This is a genomic window from Lysinibacillus sp. NPDC056185, assembly GCF_047737915.1.
Classification (GTDB): Bacteria; Bacillota; Bacilli; order Bacillales_A; family Planococcaceae; genus Lysinibacillus.
Genome location: NZ_JBLLLQ010000006.1, coordinates 204780 through 222160, shown reverse-complemented (window position 1 = coordinate 222160; position 17381 = coordinate 204780). Strand labels below are relative to the sequence as shown.

The following is a 17381-nucleotide window of genomic DNA, read 5'->3' as shown; positions in this document are numbered from 1 at the left end:
CCTTTCTGTTACCTACTATTAATTAGATTACTAGCTCATCTTTTTTCATGTATTCATTCATTCCATATGACTCATTTTGCTTGCCATATTTATAATCTAGCCATTTTACCTTAATCCGCTTCTTGTATGGGTTTACAGAACAATCTTTTAATTGTATTAGTAATGAAGAGTGTTGCTCATTTATAGATATTTGGTGGCAGGTTCCATCATAATTTTTACCATCTATTTCAACTTGAATATGGTAAATACCAGGTTTAGGCATGCGGTATCTCTTTTTTACTATTAATTTAAGAAACTGATGTTTTTTGTAAAAAAGAGAACTTTGATTCACTTCTCCATTAATTTCATAAAAATCGCCAAGGTACATAGGAATCTTTTGCACATGACCTTCATCAAGCAATTTTCGGATTGCTGTTGAACTAATTTTTTCATCATAATGTTGGACCTTTGGAACAGTCGTTACTTCCAAACTTTCGGGATTATACTCTGATAACGTTTTCATATTACCGAGTCCTTTATAGCCATAATGATAATCAAAGCCTGCTACAACATGTACACAGCCAAGTCCTGTAATGTATTGTTCAACAAAATCGTTAGGAGAAAGACGGGCAAACTCAGGGCTAAACTCAACAACAAATAACGTCTCAACACCCAGCTTTTCAAATCGATCTTCTTTCAAAGGAAGCGGAGTTAAATAAGTCATTGGCTCCATATGAGGAAAGAGTATATCTTTTGGGTGCGGATAAAACGTCATAACACCAAAGGCGCATTGTTTTTGCACAGCAATTTGTTTTGCTGTTTCAAGAATTCTTTGATGACCGATGTGAACTCCATCAAAAAAACCAAGGGCCAAAACACAAGCTTCTAATTCAGTGAACTTTGATTTATCAATTGAACTTTTGATATAAATTGTCTCCATCGTTGGCCCTCTCCTTATATGTTAAGTTAACTGCGGTGCAGCGAGCTGGCCATATTTCCCTGCAAAGAATGTCAGAGGATTTCCTTCACGAAGGACAATATCTTCTACTTCTCCAAGAAACAGCGTATGGTCACCAGCTACTTGCTTTCCATATACATTGCATGTAATATTCGCCAGCGCATCCTTTACTACCGACATTTCATTTAGTCGGTCAAATTCTGGTTCACGCTTTTCTTTGATCTGGCCGGCGAATAACATAGAAACTTCTTGCTGGTCTTCCGATAAAATATTCACTGCAAATTTACCGGAGCGGTTAATTTTATCCAGCATTTTTGCATTTTCTTTAATCGATATTAGTACGAGTTTCGGGTTTAGCGACACTGACATGAAGGCATTTGCAGTCATGCCATGAGGCTCTCCATCAATGTCCGTTGTAATAACTGTTACACCGGTTGCAAATTTACCCATGGCATCTCGAAATGTACGATCATCCATTGAAATTCCTCCATTCTTTTTATTTTATATAACTAATTCTGGTTTGCGCTGCGCAAGGATTGGTGACTTAGATTGAATTTGTTCGTTGGTTTCAATATCTAAAAACGGAGATGTTTCATTAAACCAGCTATCCGGTGCTTTTGCCCCCCATAATGTTTGACGACGTGGGTCATTTAAATCCCATCGAATTGGCTCGAAGTCATTATCACTTGTTAAGTAATCTCCGTTATACAGCTCAATGCGGTATCCATCTGGATCTCTTAAATACAAGAAGAACGCATTGGATAAGCCGTGGCGTGCTGGACCTCTTTCAATGTTTTCTGAATAACCAAGAGAAGCTAAAACATCGCAGCAGTGAATTAGAGCAAGTGGATCCGGTAGCCAGTAAGCAAAGTGATGAAGGCGCGGACCATCTCCGTTCATAAAGGCTTGATCATGCACGGTCTGTTTGCGGTGGAGCCACGCAGCCCAGATATTACCATCTTCTATAGTTGTATATTCAGAACATGCAAAACCTAGCTCGTTGATAAAGAAGTTGTAAGCTTTTTCTACATCCGGTACAGCACAGTTTACGTGGTCAATCCGCTGAATTCGGGCACCGCTGTATAAGTCGTAGCGCTGAAGTAAGCGCTCTGCTTTTTCAATCTTACAGAAAAATTCAAGAGGCATCCCTGAAATATCATGTACATGCAGTGCACGCCCAAGAGCATGCTGAGTTCCTTCCTTAAGCCACTTTGTTTTTAAGCCTTTTGATTGAAATAATTCGGCCAGACGGTCAAGATCTTCTTCTTTTGCTACTTTGTAACCGAGTGCATGTACCCCTAACTTATCAGACTTTTTAAGAACCAAGCTGTGGTGTGTGTGTTCTTCAAGCCCTCTCAAATAAACACAGTCGTCCTTTGTTTCCGTTTCAATCATGCCGAGCGCTTTTACATAAAAATCTTTTGAACGGTCTAAATCCTTCACATTAATAACCGTTCTGGCAATACGAATGATATTGAAATCCATACTCCTCATCTCCCTTAGTCGTTTAATTAGCTATTTTTAGCAAACTCTTCTGATCGATCCAAAAATTCTTTTACACGATCAACATATTCCTGTTTGTCATATCCGTTATAAAGCGTACTTGCCATTCTAATTGGATCACCAAAGAAGAAGCGCTCATAAAGTGTTTGTCGAGAACCGAATGAACTTATACATACATCCCATGCCAAACGATAAAGTTTCACACGATTATAAGCATCCCCAGTGGCTGATTGTAAATACTTATCAAGATCCGGACGAATATCAGAATTGAAGTCTGATTCTGATGGAATTGCCATTAAGCCACTTGCACCCATTAATTGCATAATTTCTGTAAAGCGAGGGTAAATTTTTGGGAAGTAATGACGTGCTACATTTAACGGTGCGAATTCTGGTGTCATAATCCCCCATCTATCTACTTTTGCATTTGCTTCGGCAGCAACGACATATGCTTTCATCGTTTCAAGTGCAATAATTACCTCAGAGATTTTCTCCTGTATATGTTGGTATTGGCCAATATTAATTGTCTCTGCCATTAATTGAAGAATACCAAGTACAAACTCTGTTTTCGCGATATTTTTTGATACAACTTGATGTGTCATATGAACAACTGCATTACTTTCATTGTAGGCCTGGTTGCACACATTAACATCACCAAGGGCAAAGACTCGATTCCACGGAACGACAACATCATCAAACACAACAATGGTATCCATTTCTTCAAAGCGAGATCCTAGCGGATGGTCGAAATGAGACTTACCATAATCAAAAGATTCTCGACAAATAAATTTTAAGCCCGGTGTGTTATTAGGAATAGAAAATGCAAATGCATATGGATTTTCTTCAGCTGATTGTTTTAATAAAGTAGATGGGAATACCATGATTTCATCGGTAATACCACCTTGAGTAGCAAGTAATCTTGCCCCTTTAATAACGACCCCTTCAGATGTTTTCTCTTTAATCCGTGCTGCAATAAACGGATCTGGAAGCTGTGCTGAATTTACTCCCCTGTTGACTTGAGGCTGAATCAACGTATGTGTTAAAGATAAATCATTTTCACGACAATACTCGTAGTAGTTGGTCATGTTTTCGGCATAGATGGAGTCCTGTTTTCCAAACATTTCTGAAGCTGAACCATACGCCATCATCCCGACATTAATGTAATCAGGGGAACGTCCCATCATGCCACCATTATATTTCGCCCATTCTTGCATCATTTTGCGACGTGTTACCAAATCTTCTTTTGTTTTTGGCTGAATAAAAGATGTACCTACCCGTTCACCAGTTGTTGGAGATACATATGTCATGTAATCCTTTTTGTCTGGATCATGTTGCAAATCGTAAAGTTCTGCCTGAGTTTTCATAACTCCTTTAAAAGCTGGATGTTCAGAAATCTTCCCTTCTACTCGTTTGCCATCAATCCATATATTTGCCTGTGCATTATCAACTCTTTCAATATATTGCTTCCCTGTTTTTGCTGGCATTATTGTTTCCCCCTCAAAAAATAGTTTTTACTTCCCAAATTGCGGAATATGATGATCACCTATAGCAACATGGATTACCTTTGGTTCTGTATAGAATTCAAAAATTGCGTAATGACCACCCTCTCTTCCAATTCCACTATCTTTCGTACCGCCAAATGGAATTCGAAGATCTCGTACGTTTTGAGCGTTAATCCAAAGCATACCTGCTTCAATAGCATCCGCCATACGATGTGCTCGTTTTAAATCTTTTGTCCATACAAAACCAGCTAGTCCGTAAGATACGTCATTTGCCATATGAAGTACTTCTTCATCTGTTTCAAATTCGATTACGGCCATAACGGGACCAAAGATTTCTTCCTGACATACTCTCATGTCATTTCTTGCATTTAATAAAAGTGTCGGTGGTACAAAATTACCTGCCTTTACCTTCTCCGGAACCACTCCCTGAATTACTTCACAACCTTCTTGTTTAGCGATTTCTATATATTTTTTTACTTTGTTGTAGTGATCTTTTTCAATTAGCGGACCAAGCTGTGTTGATGAATCCATTGGGTCACCGATTTTAATGTTAGCGACACGTGCTTTTAATTTTTCAACAAATTGATCTTTAATATTTTTATGCAAGAATACTCGAGAATTGGATGTGCAACGTTCCCCATTAAAAGAGAAAATCCCCCATATTGCTGCATCTAGAGCTCGTTCAAGATCTGCGTCATCAAATACAATTAAAGGTGATTTCCCACCAAGCTCCATCGATGTTTTCTTTAAAGTATCTGCAGAGTTTTTAATAATAGTGGAACCTGTAGTCGTTTCACCTGTAAATGAAATCGCTTTCACATTTGGGTGAGCAACAAGAGCAGCCCCTGCAGTTTCTCCAAAACCATGAACGACATTAAAGACTCCATCCGGAACTTGAGCTTTATGAATAATTTCAGCTAATTTATTTGCAGTTAATGGTGAAAGTTCAGCTGGTTTTAGCACAACAGTATTTCCAGTTGCTAATGCAGGCGCTACTTTCCAAGTCTCTAACATGAATGGGGCATTCCACGGAGTAATTAATCCTATAACTCCTAATGGTTTATAAACTGTATAATTAATGAATTCATCATCCATTGGGTAAGATTCACCATGCAATTTTGTCTCAACCATTCGTGCGTAGAAACGGAAATTTTCTGCAGCACGTGCGGTTTGATTTCTTGTTTGGCTAATTGGCAGACCTGTATCTAATGATTCTAAGAAAGCAATTTCTTCAATCTCCTCATCGATGATATCTGCAATTCTATTAATATATTTCATTCTTTCTTTCAATTTCATCTTGCCCCACGGACCATTCTCGAACGCTTCTTTTGCTGAAAGAACAGCTTGATTTATATCCGCTTCACGTCCCTCAGCGATATAGTTGTTTATTTCATTGGTAAATGGATTTTTATTTTCAAAAGTAGCACTTGATTCACTGTCGACAAACTGTCCATTAATATAGAGTTTTACATTTTCTACTTGCTTGTGTTCGTGATTTTTTTGAGTCTCAGTTACTTGAACTTGCATGTTATTACACTCCTCACTCTTCTCTTACTCCTGTAACGAGGAGTAAGAGAATTTTTTAGATTTTGAATTATTATTTAGTTACAATCTCATTTGATAAAATGCCGTATTGATTTAAAACTTCACGAATTTCATTTTGAAGTGCCTCAGATGGTAAATCCATTGGCTTGCGTAAAACTGGCGTAATTTTACCCATCATGCCCAGAGCTGCTTTTACTGGTCCAGGGTTAGTTTCTTTGAATAACACATCATTTAATGTCATCAATTCATAATGAAGATTTAAAGCTTTTTCAGCGTCGCCTTCCTCCCAAGCATTGTGCATTTCTGCTACTTTTGCTGGTGCAACGTTTGCTGTGGCGCTAATAGAACCCTTTCCACCGATTGTTAACATTGGGTAGCAAAGAAGTTCAATTCCCGAGAATAGACTAAAATCTCTCCCACAATTTAATAGCACCCGATTGACATGTTCAAAATCTTTATTTGACTCTTTGGCACCAATAATGTTCGGGCAATCTTCAACAAGTCGAGCCATTGTTGTTACTTCCATATTTACCCCTGTTCTTCCAGGAATGTTATATATAATAATTGGAATATCCACGGCATCGGCAATAGTTTTATAGTGTTTATATAATGCTTGCTGGGAAGGCTTGTTATAGTATGGAACAATGACCATCGCAGCATCTGCTCCCATTTCTTGAGCAGCCTTTGTTAGCCGAAGCGCTTCATTATGATTAACTGATCCCGTTGCTGGAACAAATGGAACTCGTCCGTTAATCGTTTTAATTGCTGTTTCCATCACAAGCTCTCTCTCTTCGATCGTTAGAGAACTAGGTTCCCCAGAAGTACCGGTTACCGAAATACCATGGCTCCCACTTTCTATTTGCCAGTTAATTAAACTTTTAAATGTCTGTAAATCTAAGCTTTCATCTTCTTTGAATGGTGTAATAACTGGTGCAATCGAACCTTTTAAACTTTCTTTAGCTTTTCGAATTCTAGACATTTTATCTTCTCCCTCTATACCTTTTTATGGAATCGTTTACAAGATTAATGTATCATTAAGTATAAAATATTTAAAATATTTAAAATATTCGTGATGCATACAAAATAAATATACTTCTAAGGAGGAATTTCATGGATATAAGACAATTGCGATACTTTGCCACTATTGTTGAAGAAGGCCAAATCACTCGAGCAGCAAAAAAATTGCATATGGCCCAACCCCCTCTTAGTCAACAGCTAAAAGCGCTGGAGGAAGAACTTAGTACTCTTTTGGTAGTACGCAATGGAAAGAATATAGAACTAACAGCAGCAGGAAAAGTTTTGTATAAGAGAGCTACCAATCTGTTAAGTCAGATTGATGAAACAATTATGGAAGTGAAAGAAGTAGGAGAAGGACTTAAGGGTACCTTATCAATTGGATCTGTAAAAACATGCTTTTCTCACTTACCTGAACGCATTCGTTTTTTCCGAGAAAAGTATTCAAACGTTACATTTCGTTTATACGAAGGGGATACCTATCGATTATTACAAGATTTAAGAAATAGGCATATTGAGGTTGCTATAGTCAGGTTACCTTTAGAATCAGAATCAGATGACTTATCCTCACTGCCATTACCTCCGGACCATTTTGTAGCCGTTATCCCCGAGACGTGGAATTATGAAAATACATTAAAACTAGATGAACTTTCAAGTATGCCACTAATGTTGCTACAACGTTTTAAGGGTGTTGGTCAATACGAACTGGTTATAGAAGCTTGTAGAAAATATCACTATGAACCAAATATTGTCTGTCAATGTTCAGACGCTGATATGATTATGTCCCTAGTTAGAGAAGGTGTCGGTGCTTCCTTGCTTCCAAGATCTGTCTTAAGTTCATTTTCTATGAATGGCCTGAAAATATTGGAGCTCGAAGAACTTAGTATCCAATCAGATTCCGCCGTTATCTGGTTGAAGGACCGTTACCTTTCAAAAAGTGCTATTAAATTTATCGAAACTTTTAAGAGGGAATACAATTTAAATATTTCACAAGTAGAATGACTCAAATGATTCTATAAATCATATGTGTTGTAATCCAATGCATTATTTCGAGTTATTAAAAGATAAAGATTGCAAAACTACGAGGGATGATTAAAAAATTCATCGAAAGAAAATTCATGTCTAAGAATGAGAGAATAAATGAAGATCATCCATTTTATTTATCTTTTTATATTGGTCTTCATTGTGGTGTTCGGGTCGGAGAATTATGCGGGCTTGAATGGAAACATATAAATTTTGATGAAATGGTATTAGAAATTGAACAGCAACTAATAAATAACAAATAAAAATTTACAGATGAAAAGAAAAAGAATATTTTAAACTACGGAAATGTATAGTCAAGTTTATCTTTTTATATTTCTATTTAACCGACAATCCTTTACTACATAAGGATTTTTCGGTTATTTTTTATTTAATTTTATTCATGCTTTTATCGCTTTATTTTCTACATATGGTGGTGATATGATGTGCAAAAATAAGACCATCCGTCACACACTGGAGTGGTCTTTATAATATCTCTATCAATGTAAACAGTCTTATTAACATCTATGTAAGGCTTTTAAATCGATTGTTCTAAGAATTGATGAATAAATCTTTATTGTGCGTTCTGTAGATTTAATTTGTACAAAATATTTTTCGGGAACTGTTGATAAATGCCCGTTTACAACCCTCTAGCCTTCCCCTAATAACACACCGTCAAATACATTTTGGTTATTAAATGCAAAAAGGCAGTTGAAAATCAGATTCTGCCGCACTTTCAACTGCCAACTCAAATATTTGATTACAAGGTTGTTTTTTCGATTAAATTTTGTTGCAGCGAACTGCGTTTTTTTTGTTCTGCTCCTCTAAAAACTAGAGATTATCAAGGACTAACTGGAGGAGTAAGCCCTGTAAGAACAGGAGTTATAACACTAGTTCCAGCTCCAAGGCGAATTTGTTGAACTTGCAGTACTTTTACAGTAAGCTCTAACACGATTTTTTCACGTAATGTGTCGAAAGTGCCTTCTGGTGCTGCCATAACCGGTGAAAAGTCAAGTTCAAAGAAGTTTGCAGCTACTAACTCGCCAAATGGTTGTTCATTGTATTTAACTAGATTTTGGAAGAATGCTTTATCCAATCGAGCATCCATTTGCGTAGTTTCATTAAGGAAGTTCGCTTCCGCAAACTCGGAAATTCCTAAAATCGGAGTAGGGCCTCCAAGTGTTTGTGGGAAAGTAAGGTCTGTAAAACCTGAAAACGGAACATCGGCAATTCTATCTTGGAGTGCCCCGTTACATGCTGCTGAAGCATATTCTATATTTTTGCGAATATTTCCAGCTACAAATAATTTAGCTCTTGTTACCGCAAAAAAGTCAGTGCCAGCAATACGCGCAAAAGCAACCGGTACTAGTTTCACTTGATTTAGGAATACATTTTTTTTCACTCTTTTGATTTCTGTTGCTGCAGGACTAAGCGTAATATCAGACTCCACAGCAATTTGAAGTGTTGGTTCTGCAAGTACAACTGGAACTTTAATAGTTGGAGTCACTAACGGTGTAGCGACTACTGGAGTAGTAGCAGTAGTTAATGGTATCTGTTCTGTTGATGTTACTGGACAAGGTTCGACTTGATTAACTTGAATATCTAATTGATCACTCAAAAAATTCCCTCTTTTCATTTTTTTAGTATTAGAGAGCGCTCTCTATATTGCTAGAATATGTAGCGATTAATTCTATGTATAGACGTGTATACTAGTTTTTTCTGATTTTTAAAAAGGGATTTTTAGGATGAATATTAAAATGCTAGATACTCACCATTTTTAGCACCTAGTTTTAATTGTTTAGTTACCTATTTCAACTGGAGAATTTCAAGAAAATAATAGTCAAAAGTAGAAGCAATATTACGAAGAAAGATTTTAGTGTATGAAAATTTTATGGCTGGAGGAATATGTTGACCTAAAAAAAGAAAATGGAGAACATTGTACGCCAAGTGTCATCAAATATAATACTAGAAAAATTAAATATTAGTTTTAACTATCACTCATTGCGTCACACACATACAACGACATTAATAGAGAATGGTACATCTGTTAAAACTGTATAAAAAAGATTGGGACATAGCAGGTCAGCAACTACTGAAGACCGCTATGTCCATTTAACTCAAAAGATGGCAAGAGATGCTGTCGATATTTTTAATTCCATCGCAAAAGATTTATAAATTGCTGGCACAATTTTAATGCGGTGGCAAATCGGTGGCAACCTCCACCATACTAATATAAAAACACACAATTAAAATCCTTATAAACGTTGTTATATCAACATTACTTCGAATCATCCATCTTCAGAACAGCCATGAATGCTTCTTGTGGTACTTCGACTGAACCTACTTGTTTCATACGTTTTTTACCTTCTTTTTGTTTATCAAGAAGTTTTCGTTTACGAGAAATATCCCCACCGTAACATTTCGCTAATACGTTTTTACGCATAGCTTTAATTGTTGAACGTGCCACAATTTTTTGGCCAACAGCTGCTTGAATTGGCACTTCAAATTGTTGACGTGGAATTAATTCTTTCAATTTTTCAACGATCACTTTGCCACGCTCGTATGCAAAGTCACGGTGTACGATAAAGCTTAGTGCATCGACTTGCTCACCATTTAATAAGATATCCATCTTCACTAGTTTTGAAGTCTGATAACCAATGAGTTCATAGTCAAATGAAGCATAGCCCTTCGTATTCGACTTTAAATAATCAAAGAAATCATAAACGATTTCTGATAACGGCATTTCATAAACAATGCTGACGCGTGTCGTATCAATATAATCCATTGTCATAAAATTACCGCGCTTTAATTGACAAAGTTCCATAACAGCTCCTACATAATCGTTTGGTACCATAATTGTAGCTTTTACATATGGTTCTTCCACTCGATCAATCTTTTGAGGATCCGGCATAAATGAAGGGTTGTCAACCTTTACTATAGATCCATCCGTCATTTGAACATTGTAAATTACAGAAGGCGCTGTTGTGATTAGATCAATGTTAAACTCACGCTCAATACGCTCTTGAATGATTTCCATGTGTAAAAGCCCCAAGAAGCCACAACGGAAACCAAATCCTAGTGCTTGTGATGTCTCTGGCTCATATTGAAGTGCAGAGTCATTAAGTTCTAACTTTTCTAACGCTTCACGTAAGTCATTATATTTCGCAGTATCGATTGGATATAATCCGCAGTATACCATTGGATTTAAACGACGATAACCTGCTAATGGCCCATCTGCTGGGCGATTCGCAAATGTAACTGTATCCCCCACACGAGTATCACCTACATTTTTAATAGACGCTGTTAAATAACCTACGTCACCGACTGTTAATTCATCTTGTGCTACAACTTTCGGTGTGTGTATACCAACTTCGATAACTTCAAATTCTGCTCCAGTAGCCATCATACGAATTTTATCGCCAGGTTTTACTGTACCATTCATGATTCGAATGGAAATAATAACACCTTTGTAAGCATCGTAAACAGAGTCAAAAATAAGGGCTTGTAATGGTGCATCCGGGTCACCAGTTGGTGCAGGCACTTTCTCTACAATTTGTTCTAAAATATCTTCAATCCCGATACCGGCTTTAGCAGAAGCTAAAACCGCTTCAGAAGCATCTAACCCAATTACGTCTTCAACTTCTTGACGTACACGTTCCGGATCCGCTGCTGGTAAATCAATTTTATTGATAACAGGTAAAATTTCTAGGTCGTTATCAAGCGCTAAGTATACATTTGCTAGTGTTTGTGCTTCAATACCTTGTGCTGCATCGACAACTAAAATTGCACCCTCACAAGCGGCTAAACTACGTGATACTTCGTATGTGAAATCGACGTGTCCCGGTGTGTCGATTAAATGGAATGTATACACTTCACCATCTTTCGCTTCATACTTTAATTGGACTGCATTTAATTTAATCGTAATGCCTCGCTCACGCTCTAAATCCATTGAGTCCAGGAGCTGTGCCTTCATTTCACGAGATGTTAAAGATTTCGTTTGCTCTAAAATACGGTCAGCAAGCGTTGATTTCCCGTGGTCAATATGTGCAATAATAGAGAAATTTCGTATATTCTCTTGTCTTTTTAAACGTGCTTCTCGGTTCATCTTTTCCACTCCTAATTAAACTATAATGAATTATACTATGAAAGATATGCAAAGTACAACAACAACTAGACTCAAAAGCCTATTACATCAATACTTATAAGTGTTTTCACGGTTTTTAGATTTTGCAAGATAAGGCATATAAATGCATGGATTTGGGGCTAAATGGGGCTAATAAAAATATGGCGAGCGTGTGTACAGGAATGCGTGAGTAAGAAAAATTGAGGCTAGTTGCTTCGGTCTTTTTTTGTTGGTAAATTATAAGAATAGCTCACTTACATAAAAAATTGCACTGCTTGGTACAGTGCATTTCTAGGTTCATTCGATAACCCTTCACAGATAATTGTGGAAGGTAACTTTATTTTCTAAATAACTACAGTTAGAACAAAGGTAATCTTTATTGATAAATATAGCACTGTACATATTTGTCCAAGGAATATGTTCAGAACATCTTTCACATTTATCTACATATTTATCACGTAAAATACCATTCTCTAAAAAGACATGCCATTGTTTATCCGATAAACTTTCAGATCCATTTTTTATGAGGAGCAATGATATTTCTAACGCTTCACCATCGTCAAATCTATTCTCGCTTATTAGTTCTTTCAAATATGAAATAAATTTAGATGGTTCTCTTAATATTCTTTGTTTAAGCTGTTCTCCTTGCATAAAACCTCTCCTTTTTCCAACTACTTTAATTCGACAAAAGGGGATGATTTCCTTCTGAATTAGACAATAAATAATGCAGGATTATACTTAAGTGTCGAAGGAAGTACTTTGTAAACACTCCTCAAATTTCACGATTTCTCATTTTTAAGAAGCATAGCGAAAAGACGACTATTATTAGACTTTTAGTTACCGCCTCACAGGTGAAAATGATCAAATCCACGACGGCATATTAGGAGAAATTTGTTGGAATTAGTTAGAAATCCATACACTGATGATTGATAAAGATATTCGCGGTGTCTAAGTTATGTCCAGGCCAGCTGTTAAACCGCTTGGCGCTTTGATAATGCACTTCAAGACTCACAAAAAGCTGATTGGCCATTTTACAACGGGCAATCAGCTTTTTTGTCGTTTAGAGATGATTCATTGAACTACTCGCCACTTAGCTAACGCTTGAAGTGGGAGTCTTTTGTCGGGATCTGATCAAAAATCCTACCGACAACGCTCGGCGCTTAGGGATACCACCCGCAATAAACTAGACAGAAAACTACTGTCAGTCTTATTATTTTCGCCTACCACAGTAGGCGCCTTCGCTGAATGATAGAATAGCATCTTTAGCCAATATATTTAGTAAAGCAACAGGTGCTTACCCGAATTGCCACGGACGATTTGCGCCCGCCTTTTTCCTTGGCTTATTGGTCCCTAATTGTTCTCGACTCATAATTTGCGGTTCCATTCCCTTTTCGATTTGCGAACTAAGTGCTCTCGAAAGTGAATACACATTCGGTGCAAAATAGACCCGATTTGACTCTAATTGGCAAATAGGGCAAGTTGATTTTTCTTTATTCCCTGCCATTGATTTAAAAAATAACGTAAACTCTCCACAATCATTGCAACGAAATGTGTAACTAGGCAAGAATAAACCTCCTTATCCTATCATTTTGGCATAATATTTTTATCGAATATTTTTGTAGGGATTGCAATGGTACAACAAGCATTTGGAACATCGACTATGCCATTGATTCTACTTTCAACTGGTGCTGTACTCAGCAGCATATAAGCTTGTTCACCTGTATAACCAAGCGTTTTTAAATACTCAATGGCATTCAAGCATGCCCGACGAAACGCAAGATTAGCATCTAAATAATGTTGTTTCCCATCCTTATTATCTACTGAAATCCCTTGGAAAACGAGGAAATCATTATAGTTTGGATCTACTGGGCCCGGTTGGAATACAGGATTTTCGTAAATTTTATAGGTTTCCATGCCACCTTTAATGACATCCACCTTTAGATCAATCCATCCTGCCATCTCGATACCACCACAAAATGTGATTTCTCCATCCCCTTGTGAAAAATGAAGATCGCCTACCGATAACTTCGCTCCCTCCACAAATACTGGGAAGAAGATTTTCGATCCTTTAGATAGATTTTTAATATCACAGTTCCCGCCATTTTCCCTTGGTGGTACTGTTCGAGCTCCTTCCTTAGCTACTCGATCAAACTCAGCCCCTTTTAATGTGCCGACCACTGCCCTCTCCGGAGTCGGTGCATTGGCCAACGTCGGAACCCGGTCCGGGTTGGTCATGATGAGTTCTTTTTCTCGTGCATTCCATTTTTGCAAAAGTTCCATAGAGGGAGCAACGCCTATTAAGCCAGGATGGATAATCCCAGCAAACTTCACACCAGGTATATGTCTCGAAGTCGTATAAATGCCTTCAAAATCCCAGATTGATTTAGCTGCTTCTGGAAATTCGTCAACTAAGAAACTTCCCCCATTCTCTCTTGCGAAAATGCCGTTAAACCCCCACGCCGAATCTTGAAAAGTACCAATATCTAAAATATCTACGACTAATAAATCTCCAGGTTCAACGCCGTTCACATAGACCGGTCCACTCAACACATGAACACGTGCAAGATTCACATCTCGAATATCATTTGGACTATCATCATTTTTAATTTGTCCATCTGTCCAGTCTTTACATTCCATTCTAAAAGAAGTGCCTGGATCTACTGAAAATGCTGCTGGTATGTCTGGGTGCCATCGATTGTGACCAGGATGCGCCTGTTCTTCCATTGATTTGCTTAAATCTAGTTTGTACAGAGTTTTCACCATTTGATATACTCCCCCTAGTTTCTATGTAAGTGATGTATGCGATTTCATATTATCAAGGATAAAAAATAATGTCAAATTATTTCGAAAATTCTATCTTCCGGTTAAGCAACCAAAAACTAGAATGAATTGAGGGCAGTCAAATGGATTATTTCTTATTTAAAAACCTCACACATTCAGTATCTCCTTTAACTCATTGTAATTCCTGAAATATTCTGATTATTCACTAGAAAAATGGATGCAAACAACTATTTATATATAGTTGGATTATTTAATTTCTTTGTCATTTATTGTGCATCTAAAAATGGTTGTAACTAGGATTATTAATCTTTCCTTTTTTATGCAAATATGTACCGACAATAACGTACAGTATTAACATTGGAACGCCAATGTAGAATGAAAATCTCGTATCTGGACTGTAGGCTGTGTCTATAAGATTTACGGCCATGTATTGAAGGAATTAGAGGAGCAGTCTGTAACATAACATTAGAACGGCATAAATGCTGTTAAATCAATGGTTATTCTAAATAGCGTGCCATTTCCTCTGCAATCAATAAAAAAATGATAAAGAGTGCTTAAGATTTTCCTACAAAAAATATCCAGCTACACTTACGTGCACTCTGGATATTTTATTACTAAATTATATATTTATTGTTTGTTGAATAAGGCTTGTTAACGTATTAACACCTTTTTGTACTAAATGGACACCATCCGGAGCAAAAAACTCTGGATGATTAATTGCAACCGAATGCCAATCAATCAATGTAATATTATCATGCTCTTGAGCTTTTTGTTGTAATGAAGAGTTTACATTACTTTCCCATGAGCGCGGTACTCGAGTATTCACTAAATAAATATCGGCATTGGAGAATGCTTTAAGTAGTGCATCGATCTGATCATCCGTAAAGTAACCATTTGTGCCAAGTTGAATAATAACCGCTTTATTTGGCTCATTAAAACTAGCATAATTTGGTGCCAGTTGGACAGCTTGTGAAACTTGGCGACCAATTTTTGCATCAATTGTAATGTTAGGATAGACATTATGTAAGCTTGTAGCAATATCTATCATTAAAGAATCTCCAATAGCTAATATACCATTATAGGATTCATTAGGATTAGTAGTTGCATCATTCTTTCCTTGCTTAGGTTCTTCTTTGTCCGGTTGATGGTTAGTTTCAGTTTTTTCATTCTTAACAATCGATGAATCGCTTTCCGTTGTTTCTTTTTCCGCTACGGTATCATTGTGCTTAGAAGGTTGTTCTCCACCATTTATTTTAATTTCTGTTGGCTTAGACTCTTTTGATTCCGTTTGTTCTTTTCCTATAACGCCTGTCATTCCAGTAAAAAATACTAGAAGGAATAGTGGAACAAGCACAGTAGAAATTTTTCTAGTAAACGAAATGCTGCCCCATTTATCTTTATTAACTACAAGATATTGTCGATAATAGGAGCGGAAACCTTCTTTCCTTATTGGCATTTCAATAAAACGATACGATAATTCTGCAATAATCAAAATAAGAACTAGCTGTATAGCAACTCGCCAGTACGTAGGATTACCTATTTCGTGGACTGGAGTACCCAACACCATGATTGGATAATGCCATAGATAAATTCCATATGATCTTGAACCAATCCAACGTAGAGGTTTCAAAGAAAGTAATTTTCCTAAAATGCTAATTGGATGACAAACACACGCTATTAATATAGCTGCATTCAAACAAAATAGGAACATGCCTCCTCTATATAAGAAAGTTTGATATTCATTTACAAAAATAATACTTAATATGAAAATACTAAAAGCAAGCAAACTTATAGCATTTAGTTTATTAACATGGTCAGTAGTTAGTTTTTGAGAAGATAGTCTTTTCATCGGCCAAACGAGAGCAAGCCAGCAGCCTATAAGTAATTCAAAGGAACGTGTATCTGTCCCGTAATATATACGACTAGGATCAGCTCCTGGCTCATACAGTAAGCCCATTAACACAGCTGAACATAATGCACCGATAAAGATAAAAATGGCTAATTTACTCTGTTCTTTAACAAGATAAAGCCCTAGCATTAACAGAATTGGCCAAATAAGATAAAATTGTTCCTCAATTGCTAAAGACCATAAATTTTTTATAGGTGAAGGGGATCCAAAACTGTCGAAATAAGAGAGCTTATGGAAAATGAACCACCAATTACTTGAATAAAAAATAGAAGATATTGCATCTCCGCGCAATGTATGAAGAAGTTCCTTATGAAATAAGGTAGCCCAAGCGAATGAAGTAATAATCATTACGTACGCAGCAGGTAGTAGGCGTCGAAATCGTCCAATCCAAAATTCTCCTAGCCCTACTTTTAATTGATTTCCTTGTAAAGGTAAAATAGTAGAGGTTATTAAGTAACCCGATAAAACAAAAAAGATATCAACTCCTAGGAACCCTCCACTGGCCCATTTAAAGTTAAAATGATAAGCTATCACAGCTAGTACTGCTAAAGCTCGAATCCCATCTAATCCAGGGATATAACGATGATTGACTGTCTTGCCTGACATAATATTCCTTCCTCTTCTTCCAATAATCTACAAACCTTTTTTATAGTGTAAATTTTAGTATTAAGTCAATATCGTCCCCTTTTAACTAATGATTCAGTGCATTCACTTATATAAATGACGGATGAGTATAAATAAAAGTTTACATCTAATGATATTTATCAATTATCCCTCAGCATAATTACCGCTTTCGCGCAGAAAACATTTGCCGCTGTCGCTTTGCTTTCGCGCAGAAAACATTTGCTGATAGAAGTTTAATATTCTTTTTGAACATAAATAACTCGGAAATAACTTCTCATATGTATGTTTTCCTTCATCCTTTTAAATAAAGGTTAATCTTATTCATATTTTATCCATCAAAAAAGCATCTCCAAAATGGTAGATGCTTAGCGTTTTCGCCTATTGCATATGCCGCTTCAAAACTTTTACAACTCTTCGTCAAATCTT

At 36.7% G+C, this 17381-nt stretch carries 13 protein-coding genes; 1 reads left to right on the top strand and 12 read right to left on the bottom strand.

All coding sequences use genetic code 11. The features are described from left to right. Positions 1-22: 22 nt before the first annotated feature. From ACMZ42_RS08870 to hpaI, 6 genes are all read right to left on the bottom strand, one after another. On the bottom strand, positions 23-919 hold the full coding sequence (locus tag ACMZ42_RS08870) for a cytidyltransferase (protein WP_415731201.1): 897 nt from the start codon (positions 917-919) through the stop codon (positions 23-25). A 21-nt stretch (positions 920-940) separates the two neighbouring features. Beyond that, positions 941-1414 carry a flavin reductase family protein gene (locus ACMZ42_RS08865; protein ID WP_415731200.1) on the bottom strand — a complete coding sequence of 158 codons (474 nt, stop codon included), beginning with the start codon at positions 1412-1414 and terminating at the stop codon, positions 941-943. Between the two features lie 24 nt (positions 1415-1438). Beyond that, complete coding sequence (hpaD, locus tag ACMZ42_RS08860; protein ID WP_415731199.1) at positions 1439-2422, bottom strand: 3,4-dihydroxyphenylacetate 2,3-dioxygenase; 984 nt, start codon at positions 2420-2422, stop codon at positions 1439-1441. A gap of 26 nt (positions 2423-2448) precedes the next feature. After that, positions 2449-3921 (bottom strand): 4-hydroxyphenylacetate 3-monooxygenase, oxygenase component, encoded by a 1473-nt coding sequence (gene hpaB, locus ACMZ42_RS08855; RefSeq protein ID WP_415731198.1) that lies wholly within the window; start codon positions 3919-3921, stop codon positions 2449-2451. A 27-nt stretch (positions 3922-3948) separates the two neighbouring features. Continuing rightward, positions 3949-5466 (bottom strand): 5-carboxymethyl-2-hydroxymuconate semialdehyde dehydrogenase, encoded by a 1518-nt coding sequence (gene hpaE / locus ACMZ42_RS08850; RefSeq protein WP_370079496.1) that lies wholly within the window; start codon positions 5464-5466, stop codon positions 3949-3951. Between the two features lie 70 nt (positions 5467-5536). Then, complete coding sequence (gene hpaI / locus ACMZ42_RS08845) at positions 5537-6463, bottom strand: 2,4-dihydroxyhept-2-ene-1,7-dioic acid aldolase (protein ID WP_370079497.1); 927 nt, start codon at positions 6461-6463, stop codon at positions 5537-5539. Positions 6464-6594: 131 nt separating this feature from the next. On the opposite strand from hpaI, the gene ACMZ42_RS08840 reads away from it, so the two are divergent. Then, positions 6595-7500: a LysR family transcriptional regulator gene (locus ACMZ42_RS08840; RefSeq protein ID WP_415731197.1), complete on the top strand. Its 906-nt coding sequence runs from the start codon at positions 6595-6597 to the stop codon at positions 7498-7500. Positions 7501-8359: 859 nt separating this feature from the next. Here the strand turns inward: ACMZ42_RS08840 and ACMZ42_RS08835 are convergent. The 6 genes from ACMZ42_RS08835 to ACMZ42_RS08810 form a co-directional block, all read right to left on the bottom strand. After that, positions 8360-9136, bottom strand: a complete 777-nt coding sequence (locus tag ACMZ42_RS08835) for a CsxC family protein (protein ID WP_370079500.1) — start codon at positions 9134-9136, stop codon at positions 8360-8362. 660 nt (positions 9137-9796) lie between these two features. Further along, the gene (gene lepA, locus ACMZ42_RS08830) at positions 9797-11623 is read right to left on the bottom strand and encodes a translation elongation factor 4 (protein WP_370079501.1); all 1827 of its coding nucleotides are present in this window, start codon (positions 11621-11623) and stop codon (positions 9797-9799) included. A 330-nt stretch (positions 11624-11953) separates the two neighbouring features. Then, positions 11954-12292: a hypothetical protein gene (locus ACMZ42_RS08825; RefSeq protein ID WP_415731196.1), complete on the bottom strand. Its 339-nt coding sequence runs from the start codon at positions 12290-12292 to the stop codon at positions 11954-11956. Positions 12293-12935: 643 nt separating this feature from the next. Then, a complete protein-coding gene (locus ACMZ42_RS08820) occupies positions 12936-13205 on the bottom strand; it encodes an FmdB family zinc ribbon protein (protein WP_415731195.1) in 270 nt (89 codons plus the stop codon). A 20-nt stretch (positions 13206-13225) separates the two neighbouring features. Next, positions 13226-14404 (bottom strand): formamidase, encoded by a 1179-nt coding sequence (gene fmdA, locus ACMZ42_RS08815; protein WP_402870363.1) that lies wholly within the window; start codon positions 14402-14404, stop codon positions 13226-13228. A gap of 637 nt (positions 14405-15041) precedes the next feature. Continuing rightward, a complete protein-coding gene (locus ACMZ42_RS08810; protein ID WP_415731194.1) occupies positions 15042-16937 on the bottom strand; it encodes an acyltransferase family protein in 1896 nt (631 codons plus the stop codon). Between the last annotated feature and the right edge of the window lie 444 nt (positions 16938-17381).

Coding starts and splice junctions, on each gene's coding strand:
- ACMZ42_RS08825 (WP_415731196.1), bottom strand. CDS start 12,292: ATGCAAGGAGAACAGCTTAAACAAAGAATATTAAGAGAACCATCTAAA.
- hpaE (WP_370079496.1), bottom strand. CDS start 5,466: ATGCAAGTTCAAGTAACTGAGACTCAAAAAAATCACGAACACAAGCAA.
- ACMZ42_RS08840 (WP_415731197.1), top strand. CDS start 6,595: ATGGATATAAGACAATTGCGATACTTTGCCACTATTGTTGAAGAAGGC.
- hpaI (WP_370079497.1), bottom strand. CDS start 6,463: ATGTCTAGAATTCGAAAAGCTAAAGAAAGTTTAAAAGGTTCGATTGCA.
- hpaD (WP_415731199.1), bottom strand. CDS start 2,422: ATGGATTTCAATATCATTCGTATTGCCAGAACGGTTATTAATGTGAAG.
- fmdA (WP_402870363.1), bottom strand. CDS start 14,404: ATGGTGAAAACTCTGTACAAACTAGATTTAAGCAAATCAATGGAAGAA.
- hpaB (WP_415731198.1), bottom strand. CDS start 3,921: ATGCCAGCAAAAACAGGGAAGCAATATATTGAAAGAGTTGATAATGCA.
- lepA (WP_370079501.1), bottom strand. CDS start 11,623: ATGAACCGAGAAGCACGTTTAAAAAGACAAGAGAATATACGAAATTTC.
- ACMZ42_RS08870 (WP_415731201.1), bottom strand. CDS start 919: ATGGAGACAATTTATATCAAAAGTTCAATTGATAAATCAAAGTTCACT.
- ACMZ42_RS08810 (WP_415731194.1), bottom strand. CDS start 16,937: ATGTCAGGCAAGACAGTCAATCATCGTTATATCCCTGGATTAGATGGG.
- ACMZ42_RS08865 (WP_415731200.1), bottom strand. CDS start 1,414: ATGGATGATCGTACATTTCGAGATGCCATGGGTAAATTTGCAACCGGT.